Origin of the sequence: Streptomyces sp. (genome assembly GCF_035644915.1) — a bacterium.
Classification (GTDB): Bacteria; Actinomycetota; Actinomycetes; order Streptomycetales; family Streptomycetaceae; genus Streptomyces.
Map to the genome: position 1 here is coordinate 32,580 of NZ_DASQNP010000083.1, position 22,703 is coordinate 55,282.

General features: G+C 71.7%; 22 protein-coding genes and 2 pseudogenes. 17 read left to right on the forward strand and 7 right to left on the reverse strand.

The window, feature by feature from the left end:
- Window positions 1-141 precede the first annotated feature (141 nt).
- Together VE546_RS10080 and VE546_RS10085 are read right to left on the reverse strand one after the other, a co-directional pair.
- Window positions 142-546 carry a hypothetical protein gene (locus tag VE546_RS10080; protein ID WP_324920816.1) on the reverse strand — a complete coding sequence of 135 codons (405 nt, stop codon included), beginning with the start codon at window positions 544-546 and terminating at the stop codon, window positions 142-144.
- Window positions 547-918: 372 nt separating this feature from the next.
- Window positions 919-1,332: a hypothetical protein gene (locus VE546_RS10085; RefSeq protein ID WP_324920818.1), complete on the reverse strand. Its 414-nt coding sequence runs from the start codon at window positions 1,330-1,332 to the stop codon at window positions 919-921.
- Window positions 1,333-1,908: 576 nt separating this feature from the next.
- Here VE546_RS10085 and VE546_RS10090 point away from each other — a divergent pair.
- From VE546_RS10090 to VE546_RS10140, 11 genes and pseudogenes are all read left to right on the forward strand, one after another.
- Window positions 1,909-3,552, forward strand: coding sequence for a penicillin-binding transpeptidase domain-containing protein (locus tag VE546_RS10090; RefSeq protein ID WP_324920819.1), 1,644 nt, complete (start codon window positions 1,909-1,911; stop codon window positions 3,550-3,552).
- A 105-nt stretch (window positions 3,553-3,657) separates the two neighbouring features.
- Window positions 3,658-4,173, forward strand: a complete 516-nt coding sequence (locus VE546_RS10095) for a YbaK/EbsC family protein (RefSeq protein WP_324920821.1) — start codon at window positions 3,658-3,660, stop codon at window positions 4,171-4,173.
- Window positions 4,163-4,390 carry a hypothetical protein gene (locus VE546_RS10100; RefSeq protein WP_324920822.1) on the forward strand — a complete coding sequence of 76 codons (228 nt, stop codon included), beginning with the start codon at window positions 4,163-4,165 and terminating at the stop codon, window positions 4,388-4,390. Before VE546_RS10095 ends, VE546_RS10100 begins: the two co-directional genes overlap by 11 nt.
- 182 nt (window positions 4,391-4,572) lie before the next feature.
- Window positions 4,573-4,950 (forward strand): annotated as a pseudogene (locus tag VE546_RS10105) (MerR family transcriptional regulator); the annotation flags it as partial.
- Between the two features lie 49 nt (window positions 4,951-4,999).
- On the forward strand, window positions 5,000-5,344 hold the full coding sequence (gene trxA / locus VE546_RS10110) for a thioredoxin (protein ID WP_324920824.1): 345 nt from the start codon (window positions 5,000-5,002) through the stop codon (window positions 5,342-5,344).
- Window positions 5,345-5,585: 241 nt separating this feature from the next.
- The gene (locus tag VE546_RS10115) at window positions 5,586-6,227 is read left to right on the forward strand and encodes a hypothetical protein (protein ID WP_324920825.1); all 642 of its coding nucleotides are present in this window, start codon (window positions 5,586-5,588) and stop codon (window positions 6,225-6,227) included.
- 142 nt (window positions 6,228-6,369) lie between these two features.
- On the forward strand, window positions 6,370-8,196 hold the full coding sequence (locus VE546_RS10120; protein ID WP_324920826.1) for an ABC-F family ATP-binding cassette domain-containing protein: 1,827 nt from the start codon (window positions 6,370-6,372) through the stop codon (window positions 8,194-8,196).
- Window positions 8,197-8,487: 291 nt separating this feature from the next.
- Complete coding sequence (locus tag VE546_RS10125; protein ID WP_324920828.1) at window positions 8,488-10,233, forward strand: PQQ-binding-like beta-propeller repeat protein; 1,746 nt, start codon at window positions 8,488-8,490, stop codon at window positions 10,231-10,233.
- Window positions 10,234-10,493: 260 nt separating this feature from the next.
- A pseudogene (locus tag VE546_RS10130) lies at window positions 10,494-10,924 on the forward strand (transposase family protein); the annotation flags it as partial.
- Window positions 10,925-11,074: 150 nt separating this feature from the next.
- Window positions 11,075-11,446 carry a hypothetical protein gene (locus VE546_RS10135; RefSeq protein WP_324920830.1) on the forward strand — a complete coding sequence of 124 codons (372 nt, stop codon included), beginning with the start codon at window positions 11,075-11,077 and terminating at the stop codon, window positions 11,444-11,446.
- Window positions 11,447-11,644: 198 nt separating this feature from the next.
- A complete protein-coding gene (locus VE546_RS10140) occupies window positions 11,645-12,376 on the forward strand; it encodes a response regulator transcription factor (protein ID WP_324920831.1) in 732 nt (243 codons plus the stop codon).
- A 59-nt stretch (window positions 12,377-12,435) separates the two neighbouring features.
- Here VE546_RS10140 and VE546_RS10145 read toward each other — a convergent pair whose 3' ends face one another.
- Window positions 12,436-12,717, reverse strand: a complete 282-nt coding sequence (locus VE546_RS10145; protein WP_324920870.1) for a hypothetical protein — start codon at window positions 12,715-12,717, stop codon at window positions 12,436-12,438.
- Window positions 12,718-12,839: 122 nt separating this feature from the next.
- Window positions 12,840-14,510 carry a sodium:solute symporter family protein gene (locus VE546_RS10150; protein WP_324920832.1) on the reverse strand — a complete coding sequence of 557 codons (1,671 nt, stop codon included), beginning with the start codon at window positions 14,508-14,510 and terminating at the stop codon, window positions 12,840-12,842.
- A gap of 118 nt (window positions 14,511-14,628) precedes the next feature.
- Here VE546_RS10150 and galT point away from each other — a divergent pair, with 118 nt between their 5' ends.
- The 4 genes from galT (at window position 14,629) to VE546_RS10170 (ending at window position 19,063) form a co-directional block, all read left to right on the forward strand.
- On the forward strand, window positions 14,629-15,744 hold the full coding sequence (galT, locus tag VE546_RS10155) for a galactose-1-phosphate uridylyltransferase (protein ID WP_324920833.1): 1,116 nt from the start codon (window positions 14,629-14,631) through the stop codon (window positions 15,742-15,744).
- Complete coding sequence (galE, locus tag VE546_RS10160; protein ID WP_324920835.1) at window positions 15,741-16,739, forward strand: UDP-glucose 4-epimerase GalE; 999 nt, start codon at window positions 15,741-15,743, stop codon at window positions 16,737-16,739. Before galT ends, galE begins: the two co-directional genes overlap by 4 nt.
- Entirely contained in the window at window positions 16,736-17,956 is a 1,221-nt protein-coding gene (galK, locus tag VE546_RS10165; protein WP_324920836.1) for a galactokinase, read from the forward strand. Before galE ends, galK begins: the two co-directional genes overlap by 4 nt.
- A gap of 369 nt (window positions 17,957-18,325) precedes the next feature.
- Complete coding sequence (locus tag VE546_RS10170; RefSeq protein ID WP_324920837.1) at window positions 18,326-19,063, forward strand: response regulator transcription factor; 738 nt, start codon at window positions 18,326-18,328, stop codon at window positions 19,061-19,063.
- A gap of 46 nt (window positions 19,064-19,109) precedes the next feature.
- On the opposite strand, the gene VE546_RS10175 is transcribed toward VE546_RS10170, so the two are convergent.
- A complete protein-coding gene (locus tag VE546_RS10175; RefSeq protein ID WP_324920839.1) occupies window positions 19,110-19,607 on the reverse strand; it encodes a MarR family transcriptional regulator in 498 nt (165 codons plus the stop codon).
- Window positions 19,608-19,679: 72 nt separating this feature from the next.
- Between VE546_RS10175 and VE546_RS10180 the strand changes: the two genes are divergently transcribed.
- Both VE546_RS10180 and VE546_RS10185 read left to right on the forward strand, forming a co-directional pair.
- The gene (locus VE546_RS10180) at window positions 19,680-20,531 is read left to right on the forward strand and encodes a trans-aconitate 2-methyltransferase (protein ID WP_324920840.1); all 852 of its coding nucleotides are present in this window, start codon (window positions 19,680-19,682) and stop codon (window positions 20,529-20,531) included.
- A gap of 34 nt (window positions 20,532-20,565) precedes the next feature.
- Window positions 20,566-20,940: a VOC family protein gene (locus VE546_RS10185; RefSeq protein WP_324920842.1), complete on the forward strand. Its 375-nt coding sequence runs from the start codon at window positions 20,566-20,568 to the stop codon at window positions 20,938-20,940.
- A gap of 27 nt (window positions 20,941-20,967) precedes the next feature.
- On the opposite strand, the gene VE546_RS10190 is transcribed toward VE546_RS10185, so the two are convergent.
- Both VE546_RS10190 and VE546_RS10195 read right to left on the reverse strand, forming a co-directional pair.
- Window positions 20,968-21,639, reverse strand: coding sequence for a TetR/AcrR family transcriptional regulator (locus VE546_RS10190; RefSeq protein ID WP_324920843.1), 672 nt, complete (start codon window positions 21,637-21,639; stop codon window positions 20,968-20,970).
- Between the two features lie 7 nt (window positions 21,640-21,646).
- Complete coding sequence (locus tag VE546_RS10195; protein ID WP_324920845.1) at window positions 21,647-22,660, reverse strand: acyl-CoA desaturase; 1,014 nt, start codon at window positions 22,658-22,660, stop codon at window positions 21,647-21,649.
- Between the last annotated feature and the right edge of the window lie 43 nt (window positions 22,661-22,703).

Consider the following 22,703-nt stretch of genomic DNA (forward strand, 5'->3'; position numbering starts at 1 on the left):
GCCGGTGCGCGGGGCGCCCGGCGGCCCGCCGCGCGGAGCCCGTGCGGGTGCCGGGGACGCGCGGAAAAGGGGGGCGCCGCCCGCCGGGGAATCCGGCGGGCGGCGCCTATGGAGGGTCCTGGACGATCCGACGCGCGGGCGTCAGTCCTTCTTGTCGTCCTTGTCCTTGTCCTCCTTGTGCTCCTTGTACTCCTTCTTGTACTCCTTCTCGCCCTCGTGCTTCTGGCCCTGCTTGGCGTCCTGCTCCTGGCCCTGACCCTGGCCCTGGCCCTGCGCCTGCTCCAGCTTGGGGGCGAAGATGAACTCGTGCTCCTTCTCGACCTTCGTCACCTTCTTGATGCGGACCTCTTCCTTGTAGTTCCGCGAGCAGTCGAGGTTGTTGATGTCGCTGCCCAGGATCGGGGCGTTCACGAGCTCCAGGTTCGGGCAGGGAAGGATCTGGGAGCTGTTCTCGAACTTCGCCTCACCGGCGTAGGCACCGGTGGCTCCACCCGCGAGAGCCATTGCGGCGGCGAACGAAACGAAGAGCGTCTTCTTCAGCTTCATGCGGTCTTGTCTCCTTGACGAGAGAAGGAAAGGTCCGAGATCCCCGGCCGCCGCCGAGCGGCCGAAGAATCGGTTTCCGGAGTACAGTCACCATGCGGCCGGTCCACCGGAAGGGCGGGAGTGACCCCCACGTCGGCGACATTAACCGACCGAATCCGCGAATGCGCGCTTTTACGTCACTGCGTGTCTCGCGAAAAGTCCGCGGCCGGCCCCGCCGACCGGCCGGTCACCTGCGGTTCTGTGATGACGCTGCGCCAAGCGGGTGTTGTTGTGCGGCGCTATTTGCCGGGCGTGCGGCAGAAAGGAGAAAGGCCGCCCCCCGGGGAGCCGGGGGGCGGCCTTTCGGACTGTGGAGGGTCGTGGCGCAGGACCTCAGTACTTGTCGTGGTCCTTGTCGTCCTTGTCCTCGTAGTCCTCGTCGTAGTCCTTGTCGTAGTCCTTGTCGTAGTTCTTGTAGCTCTTGTGGTCCCTGTCGTCGTCCTTGTGGTTCCTGTCGTCGTCCCTGTGGTTCCGGCCGTGGTCACGGTCGCGGTCACGGTCGCGGTCACGGTCGTGCTCGAACCTGTAGGACTCGTAGTGGTACTCCTCCTTGTAGTTGAAGGAGCAGTCCTGGTTGTTGACGTCGCTGCCCAGGAGCACCAGGTTCACGAGCTCCAGGTTGGCGCAGGGAAGGATCTGGCTGTTGGTCTGGAACTTGGGGCCGTCGCTGGCGTGGGAGACGCCGGCGCCACCGAGCAGCAGCGCTGCGGTGGAAATCGAGACGGCAACGGTCCGCTTCAGGTTCATGGGCGTGTACCTCCAATGTACGAAGCCGCTTCACGGGCTTGCGTTCGTAATGCTAGAACCCGCTTGCTCACTACACCGTAAACGCTGCCGCGCGCCGATGAATTGTTTTCTGCTCCATACGTGTATCGGGCCCGCACCGCTGGCGGCGGTGCGGGCCCGATCGGTAATTGCCGGAAGGAGGATCGGCCTTCTGCGTCATCGTGACAACGAGGGCCGGGGATCGGGGTTGCGCCGCCGGAAGAGTGAACCGCGACCCGTCCCCCGGGCGGCCCACGACCCGGGTCTCCCTTTCTTCTCCTTTATCTTCGGGAAATATTACTAATCATTCTTGCGGCGGAGGGAACCGGACGGGGAAACGGCCGCCTCCCGCCTTTTCCGGGCGGAACTCCCGGACCGCCGGCCCGGCGCGCGGACGGCCGCGTTCCGGACGCGTCCTCCATCCCATCGGCCCCGGAACGCCCCGTCGGTCCGCATACGGGCACCTGATCTGACTCCTGTCGCGGACGTGCTCTAGGGTTCCTCGCACGAGTCCCCGGCGGTGACTGGCCGGGGCAGGGGCGGAGGTTTCGGACACTCATGCGTGACGGACAGAAGGTGGCGGTGATCGGAGCGGCCCTCACCGTGCTGGTCGGAGCCGCCGGATTCGGGGCGTACACCCTGATCGGCGACACGTCCGACGGCGGTGACGGGCAGGACGTGGCCGTCGCGGAGGGCGGTGCGGACGGGGCGGTCGAGACCGGCCCGCCGTCGGCCGAGGAAGTCCGGGCGACGGCCGGGGAGTTCCTCACCGCCTGGCAGTCCGGGAAGACCGACGAGGCCGCCGCGCTGACGGACGACGAGGCCGCCGCGGCCAAGGCGCTCGTCTCCTTCCGCAAGGACGTCCGGGTGGCGCAGGCCCGCTTCGAGCAGGGCTCCGCCACGGGCGCCGACGTCCCCTTCACGGTGACGGCGCAGGTGGCGTACGACGGGCAGCAGCGCGCCGGCTGGACCTACCGGTCGAAGCTGACGGTCGTGCGGGACACCGCGACCGGCAAGCCCGTCGTCGACTGGAAGCCGTCCGTCCTGCACCCCGAACTCAAGGACGGCCAGAGCCTCCGGACCGCCGAGGCCGAGGCCCCGCCCATCAAGGCGCTGGACCGCAACGGCACCGAGCTGACCGCCGAGGCGCACCCCGAACTGGCCGCGATCCTGACCGACTTGCGCAAGCGGTACGGCGACAAGACCGACGGCAGGCCCGGCGTCGAGGCCCGGATCGTCGACGCCAGGGGCAAGGAGGTCAAGACGCTCAAGGAGTTCAGCAAGGGCACCCCCGGCGAGCTGCGGACGACGCTGGACGCGAAGGTGCAGAAGGCCGCCGTCCGGGCCATCGCGGGCAAGCCCAGGGCGTCGGTCGTCGCGCTGAAGGCCAGCACCGGTGAGATCCTGGCCGTCGCCAACACCCCGGCCGGCGGCTTCAACACCGCCCTCAAGGGCTCCCTCGCCCCCGGCTCCACGATGAAGATCGTGACCGCCTCGCTGCTCCTGGAGAAGGGCCTGGCCTCCAGCTCCAAGCAGCACCCCTGCCCGAAGTACTTCACCCACGGCGGCTGGAGGTTCCAGAACCTCGACAAGTTCGAGATCAAGGGCGGCACCTTCGCCCAGTCCTTCGCCGCCTCCTGCAACACCGCCTTCATCAGCCAGGCCGGGAAGCTGAAGGACGACGACCTCACCCGCCAGGCCCGCGACGTCTTCGGCATCGGACTGCCCTGGCAGGTCGGCACGGCCACCTTCGACGGATCGGTGCCCGTGCAGTCCGACGCGCAGATGGCCGCCTCGCTGATCGGTCAGGGCGGGGTCCGGGCGAACCCGCTGATCATGGCCTCGGTGTCGGCGACGGTGAAGAGCGGGACCTTCCACCAGCCCTACATCGTCTCGCCGGAGGTGGACGGCCGCGCCCTGGCCAAGGCCCCGCGCAGCCTCCCGGCGCCGATCTCCCAGGAACTGCGCTCCCTGATGCGGCTGACGGCCACCAGCGGCTCGGCGGCCGAGGCGATGGCCGGTACGACCGGGGACTTCGGCGCGAAGACCGGCTCGGCCGAGGTGGACGGCCAGGAGAAGCCCAACGCCTGGTTCACCGCCTACCGCAACGACATGGCCGCCGCGGCGGTCGTCCCGGCCTCCGGCCACGGCGGCAAGAACGCGGGCCCGGTCGTCCGCGCGGTCCTCAACTCCGCCGGCTGACCCGGCCGGCCGGGAACGGCCCCGGCCCGGCCCCGTCCCCGCTTCCGCACGGCCCGCGCGAAACCGTCTCGCGCGGGCCGTCCGCGTTCCGTTAGCGTCCCGCACATGAGCCGATCCACCACGCCCGATGCCGCAGCCCACCCGCGTTTCGCCGCCGCCCTCGCCGAACTGGGCCTGGACGGCGTCGAGATCCGCGCCTTCCCCGAGGCCACCCGCACCGCCGCCCAGGCGGCCGAGGCGGTCGGCTGCGGCCTCGCGGAGATCGTCAAGTCGCTGGTCTTCGAAGCGGACGGCGAGCCGGTGATGGTGCTGATGGACGGCGCGTCCCGGGTCGATGTGGAGCGTGTGCGGCGCGAGTTGGGCGCGGGGAAGGTCAGGCGCGCCGACGCCGCCACCGTACGCGCCGCCACCGGCTACGCCATCGGCGGCGTACCGCCCTTCGGACACGTCACGAAGCTGCGCGTGCTGGCCGACCGCGGACTGCTCGCCCACGACACGGTCTGGGCCGCCGCCGGCACCCCGCACACGGTCTTCCCGCTGGACCCGCGGTCCCTGATCGCCCACGCGGGCGCCACCGTCGTGGACGTGCGCGAGGAGGCACCCGGCGGGCGTGCGGCGTGACGCCGCCGGAGGCCGCGGCGGTCCCGGCCGCAGCGGTCCCCACGCGAGCCGGGACGCCGGCGCGCACACCGTCCGCGGCCGGCTCCCCGCCTTCGCCCTGATCGCCGCGGTGCTGCTCCCGCACATCGGCCACCAGGCGCTGCCGGGGTCGGCGTTCGCCTCGGCTGCTTCGGCCGGACCCACCCGGCGGCGCGGGACACCGCCCCGCTGGTGGTGACCGTGCCGCCGGCCGTCCTCGTCCACGAGCGGCCCGGTCCCCGGCAGACCGCGGGCGTGGCGCCGGCCTCGGCGGGCCCGGCCGGTGTGGCCCTGATGCCGCCCGGCGATCGACGGCGGACCACCGCGCGCCGGGAGACACGGCTGGCGTTGACGTCGGCGTCAGGGTCTAGCGTCGGGGACATGCGGATCGGGGAACTGGCGAAACGCGCGGGAACCACCACCCGTGCCCTGCGGTACTACGAGTCGCTGGGCCTGCTGCGGGCACGCCGCACCGCCAACGGCTACCGGGAGTACGACGAGGAGGACCTGCGACTGCTCCGGCAGATCCGCACCCTCCAGGACTTCGGCTTCGGCCTGGAGGACACCCGCCCGTTCGTGGAGTGCCTGCGGGCCGGACACCCGACGGGCGACGCGTGCCCCGCCTCCCTGGAGGCGTACCGCCGCAAGCTCGCCGAACTGGACGAGTGCATCGCCCGGTTGCGGACGGTGCGGGAGGAGATCGCCGCCCAGTTGCTGCGGGCGGAGAACGCGCCCGCCCCCGAACCGCGGTGCCAGATGGTGCCGTGCGACCCGCACGGACCGTACGGACCGGGAGAGGAGACGGAACATGACGCGGACGCGGGACCGGGCGGGGGAGTTGAGGGAGATCACGGACGCGACGTTCGCCGGGGAGGTGCTGGAGGCCGACGGGCCGGTGCTGGTGGAGTTCACCGCGACCTGGTGCCCGCCCTGCCGGATGATCGCCCCGGTGCTGGCGGAGATCGCCCGTGAGGAGGCCCACCGGCTCACGGTGGTCCAGCTTGACGTGGACACCAACCCGCGGACCACGGCGGCGTACGGGGTGCTCTCCATGCCCACGCTAATGGTCTTCCGGGCCGGTGAGCCGGTGAAGTCCCTGGTGGGCGCCCGTCCCAAGCGGCGGCTGCGCCAGGAGCTCGCCGACGTGCTGTGACGGCCGGGGCCGCGGCGGGCACCCCGCCCGCCGCGGCGGTTACCGCGGGTACCCGGCGAGCGCGCCGGAACCGCCGGCGCCCCCCGGCGGACAGGGGCGCGTGCCCGGCGGAGATCGCGGCGCGTGAACTCTCCGTGACGAAGCCCTCCCCGAAGCGGTCGCAGAGCGATACGGTACGGCCCCGAAACGTAAGACCGACGCCGCAGGACAAGGCGGCTTCGGAGGATAGGGGGACCCTCCCGTGCCCACTGACTACGCGTGCCAGGCGGCTGCCGAACAGGCCGCCCACGGTATTGCGCCCGTACGGGCGCTCCTGGCGCCCAGCAACCGGTCCGCGCCGCAGCAGCAGGAGGAGGTCTCGGTCGTCATCCGCTCGTTCCTGGGGTCCGACGCACCGGGCAGGCCGCCGGCGAACGACGACGTGTACGTCGAGCCCGTCGCCGCGCCCGTGGGCGCGGCGGTGCTGCTGTCCTTCCTCGACGGACTGCGGGCCGACCTGAGCGGCGCGCTGGTCGACTGGTACTCCGCGATCCCCGTCCACCTGCCGCAGACGCTCGGTGTGCCGGGCGCGGAGCCGTCGGGCCGGACGGCCGCCCGCCTGCCGAACGGCTGGCAGTCCCTGGCCGACCTGCAGGCCAACGCCCAGGACGTGCTGACCGTCCTGGCGAGCCGCCCCCGCAACGGGCAGATCGGTCCCGCCGAGTTGAACTGGCGGCTGGCACTGCTGGAGGACGTGTTCGCCGGGGCCCTGCGCCGGATGGGCATACCGGACGGGACGGCGGTGGAGTGCTCGGCGGAACTGGTGGGCGCCACCGGCTCGCTGTTCGGCCTCAACCGGCCCACGCCGCGTTCGGCCCCCGCCCAGCACACCCAGTCGTACTGAGGGCCCGGGGCTCCCGGGCGGCGCGGCCGGGGCGGGGCCGGGGTGGGCCCGGGCGCGTGCCCGCGGGCGGCGGCTAGGCTGAGGGGCTGACCAGCACACCAAGACCAGTCCGGCCCGGCGCGGGCCGGGCAGCGGGAGCCCCATGGCCACGAACCTCGTCAATCTGGAAGCCGTCGGCAAGGTGTACGGCACCCGTACGCTGCTCGACGGCGTCTCCCTCGGGGTCGGTGAGGGGGACCGGATCGGCGTCGTCGGGCGCAACGGCGACGGCAAGACCACCCTCGTCCGCATCCTGTCCAAGCTGGAGCCCGCCGACACCGGGCGGGTCACCCACGCGGGCGGGCTGCGGCTGGGCGTGCTCACCCAGCACGACTCGCTCGACCCGGCCGCCACCGTCCGGCACGAGGTCATCGGCGACATGGCCGACCACGAGTGGGCCGGGAACGCCCGCATCCGGGACATCCTCACCGGCCTGTTCGGCGGGCTGGACCTGCCCGGCTTCCCGCAGGGCCTGGACACCGTCATCGGGCCGCTGTCCGGCGGCGAGCGGCGGCGCATCGCGCTGGCCAAGCTGCTCATCGCCGAGCAGGACCTGATCGTGCTGGACGAGCCCACCAACCACCTCGACGTGGAGGGCATCGCCTGGCTGGCCGGGCACCTGCGGGCGCGGCGCTCGGCGCTGGTCTGCGTCACCCACGACCGCTGGTTCCTGGACCAGGTGTGCACGCGGATGTGGGACGTGCAGCGCGGCACGGTGTACGAGTACGAGGGCGGCTACAGCGACTACGTCTTCGCCCGCGCCGAGCGCGAGCGCATCGCCGCCACCGAGGAGGCCAAGCGGCAGAACCTGGTCCGCAAGGAGCTGGCCTGGCTGCGGCGCGGCGCCCCCGCCCGCACCAGCAAGCCGCGCTTCCGCATCGAGGCGGCCAACGCGCTGATCGCCGACGTGCCGCCGCCGCGCGACAGCGCGGAGCTGATGAGGTTCGCCAACTCGCGCCTGGGCAAGACCGTCTTCGAGCTGGAGGACGTGACGGTCCAGGCCGGCCCCAAGGTGCTGCTCAAGCACCTGACCTGGCAGCTCGGCCCCGGCGACCGGATCGGTCTGGTCGGCGTCAACGGCGCGGGCAAGACCTCGCTGCTGCGGGCGCTGGCCGCGGCGGCCGACAGCGGCGGCGAGGAGCAGCCCGCGGGCGGCCGGATCAGGGTCGGCAGGACGGTGCGGCTGGCGTACCTCTCCCAGGAGGTCGCCGAACTGGACCCCGACTGGCGCGTGCTGGAGGCCGTGGAGCGGGTGCGCTCGCGCGTCGACCTGGGCAAGGGGCGCGAGATGACGGCCTCGCAGCTCTGCGAGCGCTTCGGCTTCGGCAAGGAGAAGCAGTGGACGCCGGTCGGCGACCTGTCGGGCGGTGAGCGGCGGCGGCTGCAGATCCTGCGGCTGCTGATGGACGAGCCCAACGTGCTCTTCCTGGACGAGCCGACCAACGACCTGGACATCGAGACGCTGACCCAGCTCGAGGACCTGCTCGACGGCTGGCCCGGCTCGCTGGTCGTCATCTCCCACGACCGTTACTTCGTCGAGCGGACCACGGACCGGGTGTACGCGCTGCTGGGCGACGGCACCCTGCGGATGCTGCCGCGCGGGCTGGACGAGTACCTGGAGCGCCGCGAGCGGCAGCGGCAGGCCGCCACCGCCCCGGCCGCCGCCCCCGCCGCCCCGGCGGCGGGCGCGGACCGGTCCGCCAAACCGGCCAAGCCCGCGGCGCTCTCCCGGGCCGCCCAGAAGGAGTTGCAGCGCATCGAGCGCAGGCTGGAGCGGATCGAGGAGCGCCAGGCGGCCCTGCACGCCGAACTGGCCGAGCACGCCACCGACTTCGCGAGGGTCGCGGAACTGGACGCCGAACTGCGGGAGTTGGCGGGGGAGCGGGACGAGCTGGAGACGCGCTGGCTGGAACTGGCCGAGAACGGCTGACGGTTGACGGCTGACGGCTGACGGCGACCGGGGCGAACCGGCGGGGGCGGACGCGGCGGACGGCGGCGGCGATGACGGTAACGGCGGGATCGCGGACCGGTCTCACCTGATGGCTCCGGAGGGAACCGGCGGCGGTCCGGCGGAAGTCCGGTGGTAGAAAGAGCTTCGTTCCAACCGTCGGTGTCCATACGTCGAGAACAGTCGAGAAGTGGCGGACCAGTGTCCGATGCGCTCTGCCCCACGGGGGTCTGAGGGGCTGGGCAGCCGGTCCGCGCGTGAATGAGGAAATCCATGTCGCAGCCGCCTCCGCCACCCAACCAGCCGCCCCCGGGCGGCTTCGGCGCACCGCAGGAACCGTCGCCGTCGTACGGCTACCCGCAGCAGCCGGGCCAGCAGCCGGAACAACAGCCGGGCCAGCAGCCGCCGCAGGCCCCGCCTCCGCCGCCCAACCAGCCGCCGCAGGCTCCACCGCCCTCCTACGGCTACCCCCAGCAGCCCCCCGGCCAGCCGCCGCAGGCCCCGACGCCGTACGGCTACCCGCAGCAGCCGGGGCAGCCGTACGGGCAGCCGCCCGCCTACGGCCAGCCACCTGTCTACGGGCAGCCGCCCGCCTACGGCCAGTACGGGCAGTACCCCACCCACCCCATGCCCGGCGGCGGGATACAGCCGCCGGGCGGGTCCGGCAGGAAGGGCAGGGTCCTGGCCGTCGTCGCCGCGATCGTCGCGGTCGTGCTGATCGCCGGCGGCGGCATCTGGTTCCTGGCCTCGGGTGATGACGGGACCGAGGCCAAGGGCGACACCAAGGGCACCACGAACGGCGGCACCGACGGCGGGGACGGCAAGACAGGCGTGATCAATGCCGAACTCGCCTGGAAGGTCGAGCCGCCCAAGGTGGATAAGCAGGACATCCTCACGGACGTGCCCGGTACCTGGTTTGTCGGCAAGAACATCATCAAGACCACGACCACCTCCACCACGGCCTATGACATGAAGAGCGGCGAGGTGGCGTGGTCCATCGACATGCCCCGTCCGAAGAGCTGCAGCGCCGCCCATGAGATGTCGGGCGGCAAGACCGTGGTCCAGTACGGCCGACGTTGCGAGTTCGTCATGGGCATCGACCTGGCCACGGGCAAGGAGTTGTGGAAGAAGGAGCTGCCGTCGGAGCAAGGAACTTCCACGGAGTTCAACTACACGGAGATGGCGGTCAGCGGCGATATCGGCGCCGTCTCCTGGATCGGCAACGCGGTCGGCTACGACCTGGCCACCGGCAAGGAGCTGTGGCAGCAGGAGGAGGGCGCCGAGTGCCGGGACCGTGGTTACTCCGGTGGCGCTCAGCTCGTCGCCAAACTGGAGTGCGGGTTCGGCGGCCAGCAGAAGGTCCAGGGAGTGGGACCGGGCGGTAAGAAGGAGTGGGAGTGGAAGGCTCCCAACGGCATCAAGGTCCTCAAGGTCCTGTCCACTGATCCGGTGGTGCTCGGGGTCAACGCGGGTGGCGAGTCCAGCATCGACATCACCGACCTGATGCTCCTCTCGAACAGTGGCAAGCTTCAGCGCAAGATCTCCATCACCAAGGACCGGCACAACCTGGGGTGCCGGGGCATCACGCTCAGCGGTTGCCCCGGCACGGTGGTGGACGGCAACACCCTGTACATCGCCTCGCACCCCCACCAGGGCGACGCCGAGTACGGCCGGACCAACGAGATCATCGCCTTCGATCTCACCACGGGTAAGCCGAAGTGGTTGGGCGAGCCGACCGAGGAGGGCCTGATCGTCCCGGTCACTGTGGAAAACGGCTCGCTGATCGCCTATGAGCACCCCAGTTACGACAAGCCCGGCCAGGTCGTCACGCTGGACCCGGAAAACGGCAAGGCGTCCCCGCGGATGAAGATGTCGGCAGATGGTGTGAAGCAGGAGTACGAAATGGCTTCCGGAATTGACGTGTATCCGTACTGGAACGATGGCCATTTCTTTCTGGTGAGCCAGAAATTCTATGCCTCTGCCGGTCTGAGCAAAATGGCGATCGCGGCCTACCGTTGATGCCGCGCCAGTAAGTTCCGCTCTGTGTGCCGCCTTGACGTGCGCCCCCGCCTGGCCTCCGGCCGGTGGGGGCGCTCCTTGCAGAGCCAAGGGGCCTCAGTTGCGTTGGCCGATAACCCAGGTAGGGCAACTGCATGCGATTTCCGGTCGTTTTGCGGCAGTTTCCTTCTCTTCGAAGGGAGTCCCCTGGTATCAGGAGGCCCTGCCAACGGGCGAAACTCGATCGACTGGGGGTACCTCCCGGCCGAAGGCTGGGGGACATCGCCGCCGACCGGCCGTACTACTCGGGCAAACACAAGCGGCACGGCATGAACGTCAGGTCCTCGCCGACCCGGTGAGGAAGCTGATCTGGGCCTCCCCCGCCCTGCCCGGTGCGGTCCACGACATCCGCGCGGCCCGCACCCACGGCATCATCGATGCCCTGACCGAGACCGGCGCGGCCTGCTGGGCGGACAAGGCCCACCGAGGCGCCGGCCCCGCCGTCCGGGTGCCTTACTGGGGCCGCTGGGAGAACCTGTCGAGCGAGCAGCAGGCCCACAACCGCTCCCACGCCCGCATCCGCGCCCTGGACGAACAGGCCGTGGCCACCCTCAAGTCCTGGCGGCTGCTGCGCAAGCTCCGTTGCAGCACCACCCGCATCACCGACTTGGTCAAGGCCGTCCTCACCCTCCACCTCGCCACATCGGCCTGAGATTGGAAAACGCTCACTGTCCACCGGGCCGAGGCGGTATCGGATAGTTTGATCATGTAAATACGTCAAGGATCTCAAATTCCTGGAGTGGCAGTGAAGTTAGGTAGGACTGGGGCTGTTTTGGCCGCCGTCGGCGGAGCGATGGCGATGGTGTTCACCACCACTGGAACCGCCGCGGCTGCCGCCGCCGCGTACGAGAGCGAGGCCGTGCTTCCCGGAGCCCGCGGCGTGATCGACCTGCAGTACGTGAGCAGGACCAGCGCCAATCCGGTCGTCATCTACGTGAAGGACACGGCCGCCGACGGGCAGCATGCTCGTGCCAGGCTGGTCGCCTGGGGGCCGGGTGGCAGATACGAATGGTCCTGGCTCACGGCCTCCGGATACAACGAGAGCAACCAGAAGACGACTTACGCCACGCTGAGCAGCGGCATAGAGCGGGCGGCCGTCGAGGTGTGCCGCTTCGACGGGAGCGTGCTCAAGGTGTGTGACTACGGCGCCATGATGTACAACAACTACGGGTAAAGGGTTCGCCGGAGGGGCCGACCGCGCAGCGCGCGGTCGGCCCCTCCGGCGTTCCCTGTGCTCGTCCTCGCGCCATAAGGTACGGCGGTCCTGTGGCTCTGCTTCTGCGGCGGGAGGGGCGCGCCGCGGGGAGGGAGCGTGTACCTTGCCGGGTCAAGACCCGGTCCCGGGTCGGCGGGCGGAATGACAGGGGTGGGGATGACCGTGCGGCTCATGGTGGTCGATGACCACCGTCTGCACGCCGAGGCGCTCGCCTCGGCGCTGAAGTTACGCGGGCACCGGGTGCTCGCCGCCGCCGCGCCGGCCGCGGGCGCGGCCGAGCTGGTGATCAACAGGGTGCCGGAAGTGTGCCTGTGGGGGACGGCGGCGCCCGCGGAGCCGGGGGCGTTCGACCCGGTCACGCGGATCAAGCGCGAGAGGCCGCAGATCGCCGTCGTGGTGCTGGGGCCGGTGCCCAGCCCACGGGGGATCGCGGCGGCGTTCGCGGCGGGGGCGTCCGGCTACGTGCGGCACGACGAGCGGATCGAGGGCGTCGAGCGCGGGATGGTCCGGGCGCGCGCGGGGGAGGCGGCGGTGACCCCGCAACTGCTGCAGGGGGCGTTCGCGGAACTGCTCAATCCGACGGCCGAGCCGGACGACGAGGGGGCCCGGCTGCTCAAGCTGCTCACGCCGCGGGAGGTCGAGGTGCTGGTGCGGGTGGCGGAGGGGGAGGACACCCGGCTGATCGCGGTGGGCATGGGGATAGCGCCCAGCACGGCCCGTACGCACGTGCAGCGGGTGCTGATGAAGCTCGGCGTCGGCTCGCGGCTGGAGGCGGCGGCGCTGGCGGCCCGGACCGGGCTGCTGGACCGGGTGACCGGCCCGGCGTCCGGCTCCCCGTCCGGCCCGGGAGCCGTACGGGGGGCGGAGAGGAGACCGGGGGCGGGCTGAGGACCGGGTGGTGCCGGTCCTCAGCCCGCCCCCGGCCGCAGGGTCGGCGGAGGCCGGCGTCACTCCCCGGCCGGCGGACGCATCCGGGGGCCCTCGCCCGGTGCCGGCGGCGGGACCGTCGGGCTCAGTCGCAGCCAGAGCAGGAACAGCAGCCCCAGCGCGAGCATCGACAGACCGGTCCAGAGGTTGATGTTGATGTCCTGGGCCTTCCTCAGGTTCTCGTCGGAGACGAAGATCCCGGCGAGGGTGACCAGGACGCCGTAGACCACGAAGAGGAGGCCGATGACCCGGCGGACGTCGAACAGCCGGGCGGCGCTGGCCGAGCGCTCCTCCAGCTCCAGCTCCTCCTTCTGCCAGTCCGCGGGGGCGCCGCCGGGGGTGACGGGGCCGCGGGGACCGCCGGTGTCGTTCCTGCCGTTCGTCACGGGGGATCACATCCTTCGCTGTGCGGTGCGCGGGGCGCTCAGAAGGAGAACGGGATGTAGCAGAGGGCGGCCAGGACGAGCGCGCTCCAGCCCAGCAGCGCGGGCCTGCGGTACCAGGCCTCGTCGCCCTTGGCCGGCGGCTCCGCCAGGCCGGGGGACTGGGTGCCGTACACCAGGCCGGCGAGCTGCTCGACGGGCTTGGGCCTGGTGAGGGGGGTGAGGACGACCACCACGGCGGCGCCGACGACGAAGGCGACGATGGCCGAGACGAAGTTGGCGCCCTGGTCGGAGGGGATGTCGATGAGTCCGCCCTTGTAGACCCAGAAGTAGTTGACCATCGCCGCGACCGTGCCCGCCAGCAGCCCCCAGAAGCCGGCGGCGGAGGTCATCCGCTTCCAGAACATGCCGATGATGAAGACGGTGAACAGCGGCACGTTGAAGAAGGAGAACAGCGTCTGGAGGTAGTTCATGATGTTGCTGAACGTCGCCGCGATGAACGCCGTCCCCATGCCCAGCAGCACCCCGATCGCGGTGACCACGCGGGCGGTGGCCACGTAGTACGAGTCCGGGCGGTTCTTCACCAGGTAGGGCCGCCAGATGTCGTTGGTGAACACCGTGTTGAAGGCCGAGACGTTGGCGGCCATGCCGGCCATGAAGGCGGCGAGCAGACCGGTCACCGCGATGCCGAGCACGCCGTTGGGCAGCAGGTCCCGCATCAGCAGCGGGATCGCGTCGTTGTACTGCAGCCCGTCCTCCCGGCCGATGTCCGGCGCCACCACCAGCGCGACCAGGCCGGGGATGACGACGAGCGCCGGGATGAAGATCTTGGGGAAGGCGGCGATCAGCGGGGTGCGCTGGGAGGCGGAGAGGTTCTTGGCGGACAGGGCGCGCTGCACCTCGGCGAAGTTGGTGGTCCAGTAGCCGAAGCTCAGGGCGAAACCGAGGCCGAGCACGATGGTGAGCCAGTTGGCGCCCAGCGGGTTGTCCGAGCCGATGCCGGTGCCGCCCCAGGCGGACAGGAAGTTGTCGCCCCGGGAGGCGGTGAGCTTCTCGCTCAGCCCGCTCCAGCCGCCGACCCGCGTCAGGGCGACGACGGTCAGCGGGATCAGCCCGGCCAGGATCACGAAGAACTGCACGACCTCGTTGTAGATGGCCGAGGACAGGCCGCCCAGGGTGATGTAGAGCAGGACGAACAGGCCCGCGACGACGATGGACACCCACTGCGGCCAGCCCAGCAGCGCCTCCAGCACGATGGCCAGCGCGTAGAGGTTGACGCCCGCGATCAGCACGGAGGCGGCCGAGAAGAGGACGGCGCTCAGCAGGTGGGAGGAGGGTCCGAAGCGGTGCAGCAGGAACTCGGGGACCGAGCGCACCCGTGACCCGTAGTAGAAGGGCATCATCACCAGGCCGAGGAAGACCATGGCCGGGATGGCGCCCACCCAGTACCAGTGCACGGTGTAGACGCCGTACTGCGCACCGTTGGCCGCCATGCCCAGGATCTCCAGGGCGCCCAGGTTGGCCGCGATGAAGGCGAGACCGGTGACCCAGGCGGGCAGGGAACGGCCGGAGAGGAAGAAGTCGAGACTGGTCTTGATGCTGCGCCGGGCTGCGAACCCGACGCCCAGGACGACGACGAAGTAGATGGCGAGGATCGTGTAGTCCAGGGCGTTCGTGGGGAGCCGGAGATCCTGGGCCAACTGGTACGACATGAGCAGGTCGCCTCCATGGCGTGAGGGGGCCGGTGCGGCGGGGATACCCCTTGACGACTATGTTCACTCATGATTTTTTGTGTTTGATTATGTTGGGTCGCAGTATAGGAGCCACCAGGTGAAGAAGACCTCGGCCCGCCTCGCCGACGGCCGCGAGATCGTCTACTACGACACCCATGACGCCGCGGGGCGCGACGCGGTGGACAGGCGCCCCATCGAAGCCGTCGCCACCTCCTCGGAGATCCGCCACGATCCGCTGCTCGACGAGTGGATCGCCGTCACCGCGCACCGCCAGGCCCGTACGTACCACCCGCCACCGGACGAATGCCCACTCTGCCCGTCCCGGAACGGGCGTCTGACGGAGATTCCCGCCGAGGACTACGAGGTGGCGGTCTTCGAGAACCGCTTCCCCTCCCTGGTGGGCCCGCCGGGACCGGCGGACGCGGCGGACCCCGGCGGCCTCTTCCTGAACGCCCCGGGCGCCGGACGCTGCGAGGTGGTGTGCTTCACCTCCGACCACGACGCGTCCTTCGCCGACCTCACCGAGGAGCGGGCCGCCCTGGTCCTGGCCGCCTGGACCGACCGCACCGCCGAGCTGTCGGCGCGGCCCGGCGTCCGGCAGGTCTTCTGCTTCGAGAACCGGGGCCGCGAGATCGGCGTGACCCTCGGCCACCCCCACGGCCAGATCTACGCCTACCCCTTCGTCACCCCGCGCACCGAGCGGATGCTGCGCACGGTCGCCGCCCACCGGGAGCGCACGGGCCGCAACCTCTTCGACGACCTCCTCGCCGCCGAACGCGCCGACGGGCGGCGCGTCGTCCTCGACGGCGAGCACTGGACCGCCTTCGTGCCGCACGCCGCGCGCTGGCCGTACGAGGTGCACCTCCACCCCCGGCGGCGGGTGCCGGACCTGACGGAGCTGGACGACGCCGCCCGCGCCGAGTTCCCCGGGATCTACCTGGAGCTGCTGCGGCGCTTCGACCGGATCTTCGGACCCGGCGAGCCCCCCACGCCGTACATCTCGGGCTGGCACCAGGCGCCCCTGGGCCCGCGGGGTGGGGAGGACTGGGCCGAGCGGGGGGACTTCGCCCTGCACCTGGAACTTTTCACGATCCGCCGCACGTCCGGGAAGCTGAAATACCTGGCGGGTTCCGAGTCCGGCATGGGGGTCTTCGTCAACGACGTGCCGCCGGAGGCCGCGGCCGAACGACTGCGAGAGGTGGCAAGCGAGTGAGCGGCACGTATCTGGTGACCGGCGGTGCCGGTTACGTCGGGAGCGTCGTCGCGGCGCACCTGCTGGAGGCAGGGCACCGGGTGACCGTACTGGACGACCTGTCCACCGGCTTCCGGGAGGGCGTGCCCGAGGGCGCGAAGTTCATCGAGGGGCGCATCCAGGACGCCAAGCGCTGGCTGGACGGCTCCTACGACGCGGTGCTGCACTTCGCGGCCAGCTCGCAGGTGGGCGAGTCCGTCGTCCACCCCGAGAAGTACTGGAGCAACAACGTCGGCGGCACGATGGCGCTGCTGGAGGCGATGCGCGCGGCGGACGTCCGCACGCTGGTGTTCTCCTCCACGGCCGCCACCTACGGCGAGCCCGAGTCCCTCCCCATCCCCGAGGACGCCCCCACCGCGCCGACCAACCCCTACGGCGCCTCGAAGCTCGCCGTGGACCACATGATCGCCGGCGAGTGCGCGGCCCACGGGCTGGCCGCCGTCTCGCTGCGCTACTTCAACGTGGCGGGCGCGTACCGCAGCACGTACGGCACCCTCGGCGAGCGCCACCAGCCCGAGTCGCACCTCATCCCGCTGGTGCTCCAGGTCGCCCTGGGGCAGCGGGACTCCATCTCCGTCTACGGCGACGACTACCCGACGCCCGACGGCACCTGCGTGCGCGACTACATCCACGTCGCCGACCTGGCCGAGGCCCACCTGCTGGCCCTGGACGCGGCCAGGCCCGGCGAGCACCTGGTGTGCAACCTCGGCAACGGCCAGGGCTTCTCGGTCCGCGAGGTCATCCGGACGGTCCGCGAGGTCACCGGCCACCCCGTGCCCGAGGTGGTCGCGCCGCGCCGCGGCGGCGACCCGGCGTTCCTGGTCGCCTCGGCGGACCGGGCCAGGGAGAAGCTGGGCTGGCGGCCGAGCCGCACCGACCTGAAGGACATCGTCGCCGACGCCTGGGCCTTCGCCCGGGGGAAGGCACTGGAGAACACCCCGGGGAGCGGCGGATGAACGCCACGGCGGAGGCGGCCGTACGGCAGGCGGTCGAGGGCTTCCGCGCGGTCCACGGCGGCGAGCCCGCCGGAGTGTGGGCCGCGCCGGGCCGGGTCAACCTGATCGGCGAGCACACCGACTACAACGACGGCTTCGTGATGCCGCTCGCCCTGCCGCACACCACCCGCGTGGCGGCGGCCCGCCGCGACGACGGGGTGCTGAACGTGCACTCGGCCGACGTGCCCGGCGACACGGTCCGGCTGCACGTGGCGAAGCTGGCGCCGGGCGTCGTCGGCGGCGACGGCGGCGACGGCGGGACGGGCGGCTGGGCCGCGTACCCCGCCGGCGTGGTGTGGGCGCTGCGCGAGGCGGGCGTGTTCCCGGGGGAGTCGGGGAGGGCGGCCGGGGGCGCCGACCTGTACGTCCACAGCGACGTGCCGGCCGGCGCGGGCCTGTCCTCCTCCGCGGCCCTGGAGGTCGCCACGGCCGTGGCGCTGGACGGCCTGTACGGCCTGGGCCTGACCCCCGAGCGGACCGCCCTGCTCTGTCGCCGCGCCGAGAACGAGTTCGTCGGCGTCCCCAGCGGGATCATGGACCAGATGGCGTCGGCCTGCTGCACGGCCGGGCACGCGCTGTACCTGGACACCCGGGACCTGACCTGCCGCCAGGTCCCGTTCGACCTGGCGGCCGAGGGGCTGCGGCTGCTGGTGGTGGACACCCGGGTCCAGCACGCGCTGGGCGACGGCGAGTACGCCCGGCGCCGGGCGGGCTGCGAGGCCGCCGCGGCGGCCCTGGGCGTGCGCGCCCTGCGCGACGTGCCGTACGGGGAGCTGGACTCGGCGCTGGCCCGGCTGGCCGATCCGGCCCTGCGGCCCCTGGTGCGCCACGTGGTCACCGAGGACCAGCGGGTGCGGGAGGTCATCACCCGCCTCGACGCGGGCGAGACCCGTGCCATCGGCCCGGTCCTGACCGCCGGACACGCCTCGCTCCGCGACGACTTCGCCGTCTCCTGCCCGGAGTTGGACCTGGTGGTGGAGACGGCCGTCGCGGCGGGGGCGCTGGGCGCCCGGATGACGGGCGGCGGCTTCGGCGGCTCGGCGATCGTCCTGGTGGAGGAGGCCGGGGCGGAGGAGGTCGGGGCGGCGGTCACCGACGCGTTCGCCGCGGCGGGCCACCGGGCGCCGCGCCTGTTCGAGGCGGTGCCCTCGGAAGGGGCGCGGCGACTGGACCGGTGAGGCCCGCAGGCCGCGGGATCACCGGGACCAGCGGGGCCCGGAGCGCGGCCATCCGCGGGATGATCACATCACGGCGGAAACGATCACCTTCCGGCCCTTCCGATGGCGGGAACAGTGCCTGTGCTGTCGGCAGGCTTTGGGGAAACGGTCAGTTTTCCCCAATCCACTTCCCTTGTCGGACCCCCGCCGTACGCTGATGAGCAGCATCGGTGGGGGGCCGATGCCGTTTCAGGGGGCGAGGCACGCCGGATGCGACACCCGGCGCGGGATACCGGCGGGGCACGGCGGCGGCCGTGCGGGCGCACGGGGTCCCGTACCGGGCACCGCGTCCGGCACGGGTGGGTCCTTTCCGGCGACAGGGGGTGTGGCGTGCAACGTATCCGGGTTCTCGTGGTGGACGACCACCGCATATTCGCCGAGTCGCTCGCCGCGGCGCTCGCGGTGGAGCAGGACGTGGAGGTGGCCGCGGCGGGCAGCGGCCACGCGGCGCTGCGCGCCGTCGAGCGGGCCGCGGCCGACGGCCGCCGCTTCGACGTGCTGCTGATCGACGCCGATCTGGGCGGGGCCCCGGAGCCGGGGGAGACACCCTCCCCGGAGCCGGGGGAGGCAGCGGCCGGCGGGATGCCCCTGGTCTCGCGGATCCACGCCGCCCACCCCGCCACCCGTATGGTCGTGCTCGCCGAGTGCGACGATCCGCGCCGCGCGGCGGCCGCGCTCCAGGCGGGCGCCTCGGGGTGGGTCGCCAAGGACTGCTCGCTCTCCCGGCTGCTCCAGGTGGTCCGGGGGGTGCTGCGCGGGGAGACGCACGTGCCGCCCGCCCTGCTGACCGGGGTGCTGCGCGAGCTGACCGCCGCCCGCCGGCACCGCACCGAGAGCGAACGGCTGGTGGAGTCCCTGACCCCGCGCGAGCACGAGGTGCTGCGCTGCATGGTGGCCGGGCTGGGGCGCAAGGCGGTGGCCGAGCGCCTGTACCTCTCCCCGCACACGGTCCGCACCCACATGCAGAACGTGCTGGGCAAGCTCGGGGTGCACTCCACCCTGGCCGCGGTCGCGCTGGCCCGGCGGGCGGGGGTCGGCCCGGTGGACCTGGAGCACGTCACCACATAGCCGACCGTGTCAGGGACATGCCACAAAAGGCGGCGCGGGCGGACGGCTACCCGGGGGCGTTGTCGAACGGTGCGGTGAGCTGCCGCAGCAGTCCGGCCAGCTCACCGCGCTGGAGCGGCGAGAGCCGGGCGAGGATGGCCCGCTCCTGGTCCAGCAGTCCGGCCAGGGCGCGGTCGGCCCGGTCGCGTCCGGCGTCCGTCAGCCGGACCAGGACGCCGCGCCGGTCGCTGGGGTCGGGCAGGCGCTCCACGAGCCCCTTCTTCGCCAGCCGGTCGATGCGGTTGGTCATGGTCCCGGAGGTCACCAGGGTCTGGGTCAGCAACTGGCCGGGGGAGAGCTGGTACGGGGTGCCGGCGCGGCGCAGCGCGGTCAGCACGTCGAACTCCCAGGGCTCCAGCCCGTGCTCGGAGAAGGCGATGCGGCGGGCCCGGTCGAGATGGCGGGCGAGCCTGCTGACCCGGCTGAGCACCTCCAGGGGTTCCACATCGAGATCGGGGCGCTCGCGGCGCCATGCTGCCACCAGTCGGTCGACCTCGTCCTGCATGGGATCAGTGTAGTAGTTGTGTCGATGTGAAGTCTCTTGACATCGAGATAAGTCGTGGAGAAGGTTCTTCCCATGAGAGCCTCCCCCGACGCCGGCCTCCCCGCCTGGGACCCGGAACAGTACCGGTACCACGCCACCCCCCGCCTGCGCCCGCTCTACGACCTCCTCGCCCGGATCCCCGAACTGCCCTCCCCGCGGCCGCGCATCGCCGACCTGGGCTGCGGCCCCGGCGGCCCGTCCGTCCTGCTCGCCGAGCGCTGGCCCCGCGCGGTGATCACCGGCTACGACCTCTCCGAGGCCATGCTCTCCCAGGCCCGCGCCTACTCCGGCCCCACCACGGGCGGCGGGCACCTGGACTTCGTCCACGCCGACATCGCCACCTGGCGCCCCGAGCACCCCTACGACCTGATCATCTCCAACGCGGCTCTTCAATGGGTTCTCCCCGCCGAAGGCAAGGGACGGGTGGAGGGCCACACCGAGCGCTTCCCGGTGTGGACCGAGGCCCTGCGCCCCGGCGGCGTCCTCGCCTTCCAGGTCCCCGGCAACTTCGACGCCCCCAGCCACACCCTCCTCACCGAACTGCGCACCTCCCCGCGCTGGCGCGACCGCCTGGGCGACGGCGCCGGGCGGCGGTCCGTGGCCGAGCCGGTGGAGTACGCCCGCGTGCTGGCGGACCTCGGCTGCGAGATCGACGTCTGGGAGACCACCTACGTACACGTCCTCACCGGCGAGGACCCGGTGCTGGAGTGGGCCAAGGGCACCGCCCTGCTCCCGGTGCTCACCGCGCTCGACGACGACCCCGTCGCCCGCGAGGCCTTCCTCGCCGAATACCGCGACCTGCTGCGCGAGGCCTACCCGCCGGGCCCGCACGGCACCCTCTTCCCGTTCCGCCGGATCTTCGCCGTCGCCCGCAAGCCCGCTTGACGGCCGCCGGCCCGTCCGATGAAGGAGGACGACCGTGATGGAAGCCTTCGACCACGTCCTGCTCGCCGCCCCGCGCGGCTCCGAGGACGACCTGCGCGCCTACTACGGCGGAGTGCTCGGCATGACCGAGATCCCCAAGCCGCCCGGGCTCGCCGCCCGCGGCGGCTGCTGGTTCCAGGCCGGCGCGGTCCAGCTCCACCTCGGGATCGAGGAGGACTTCCGGCCCGCCCGCAAGGCGCACCCCGGCATCCGGGTGCGGGACATCGACGCCTTCGCCGCCCGCCTGGAATCCGCCGGGGCCGAGATCGTCTGGGACGACAGCCTCCCCGGCCGCCGCCGTTTCCACACGGCGGACCCGGTCGGCAACCGCCTGGAGTTCCTCGGACCCGAACCGGCCCCGGCCCCGTAGCGGGCGCCGGGGCCGGGCGGACGGCGGCTAGCTGCGCCGGTGGCCTATCAGACGCGGCTTCTGCTCCAGCCCGTCCAGGCCGTGCCAGGCCAGATTCACCAGGTGGGCGGCCACCTCGGGCTTGTTGGGCTTGCGGGCGTTCAGCCACCACTGGCCCGTCAGGGCCACCATGCCGACCAGCGCCTGGGCGTACAGGGGCGCCAGCTTCGGGTCGAAGCCGCGCGCCTTGAACTCCAGGCCCAGGATGTCCTCCACCTGGGTGGCGATGTCGCTGATCAGGGAGGCGAAGTTGCCCGTCGACTGGGCGACGGGCGAGTCGCGGACCAGGATGCGGAAGCCGTCGGTGTACTGCTCGATGTAGTCCAGCAGGGCGAACGCGGCCTGCTCCAGCAGTTCCCGCGGGTGGCCGCCGGTCAGCGCGCCCGTGACCATGTCGAGCAGCCGGCGCATCTCCCGGTCGACCACGACCGCGTACAGCCCCTCCTTGCCGCCGAAGTGCTCGTACACCACCGGTTTGGAGACCCCGGCCTTGGCCGCGATCTCCTCCACCGAGGTGCCCTCGAAACCACGCTCGGCGAAGAGCGCGCGACCGATGTCCAGCAGTTGCTCGCGGCGCTCCTTCCCCGTCATCCGCCGGCGCCTCCGCCGGGTGGAGGAGTTCGCGGCCCTGTCCTTGGTACTGCTGTCGTCGGTCGCCACACCTCCATCATGCCGCTTCGGCGGCCTCCCGCTGGCGGCGGGAGTTGATCCGCTTCTGCGACGGCCAGCGCACGTCGTACGCCCAGCCCGCCTTCTCGAACCAGCGGATCAGCCGCGCGCTGGAGTCGAGCTGGCCCTTGAGCACCCCGTGCCGGGCGCAGGTCGGATCGGCGTGGTGCAGGTTGTGCCAGGACTCGCCGCAGGAGAGGATCGCCAGCCACCACACGTTGCCCGAGCGGTCGCGCGACTTGAACGGCCGCTTGCCGACCGCGTGGCAGATGGAGTTGATCGACCAGGTGACGTGGTGCAGCAGCGCCACCCGCACCAGCGAACCCCAGAAGAAGGCGGTCAGCGCGCCCTGCCAGGACATCGTGACCAGCCCGCCCACCAGCGGCGGGAAGAGCAGGGAGACGGCCGTCCACAGCACGAACTGGCGGGAGATGCGGCGGATCACCGGATCCTTGATCAGATCCGGGGCGTACTTGTGCTGCGGCGTCTGCTCCTCGTCGAACATCCAGCCGATGTGGGCCCACCACAGGCCCTTGAGCAGGGCGGGAATGGTCTCGCCGTAGCGCCAGGGGGAGTGCGGGTCGCCCTCGGAGTCGGAGAACTTGTGGTGCTTGCGGTGGTCGGCGACCCACCGCACCAGCGGGCCCTCCACGGCCAGCGAGCCGGCGATGGCCAGGGCGATCCGCAGCGGCTTCCTGGCCTTGAACGAGCCGTGCGTGAAGTAGCGGTGGAAGCCGATGGTGATGCCGTGGCAGCCCAGGAAGTACATGCCGACCAGGAGCCCGAGGTCCAGCCAGCTCACCCCCCAGCCCCAGGCCAGCGGAATCGCGGCCACCAGGGCGATGAAGGGGACGGTGATGAACAGCAGCAGGGTGATCTGTTCGACGGAGCGCCGCTGCTCCCCGCCGAGCGTGGCGGAGGGCAGGGGCTCCCCGGAGGTCGCGGAGGCCTCCGGGGAGGGTTTCGCGGGGGTTTCGGAAGCGGTGTGAAGCATGTCCGGACTAGTGGCCATAGGTGACTCTCGTGTGAAGCTTGGGGACGGGGTTGCGGTACTT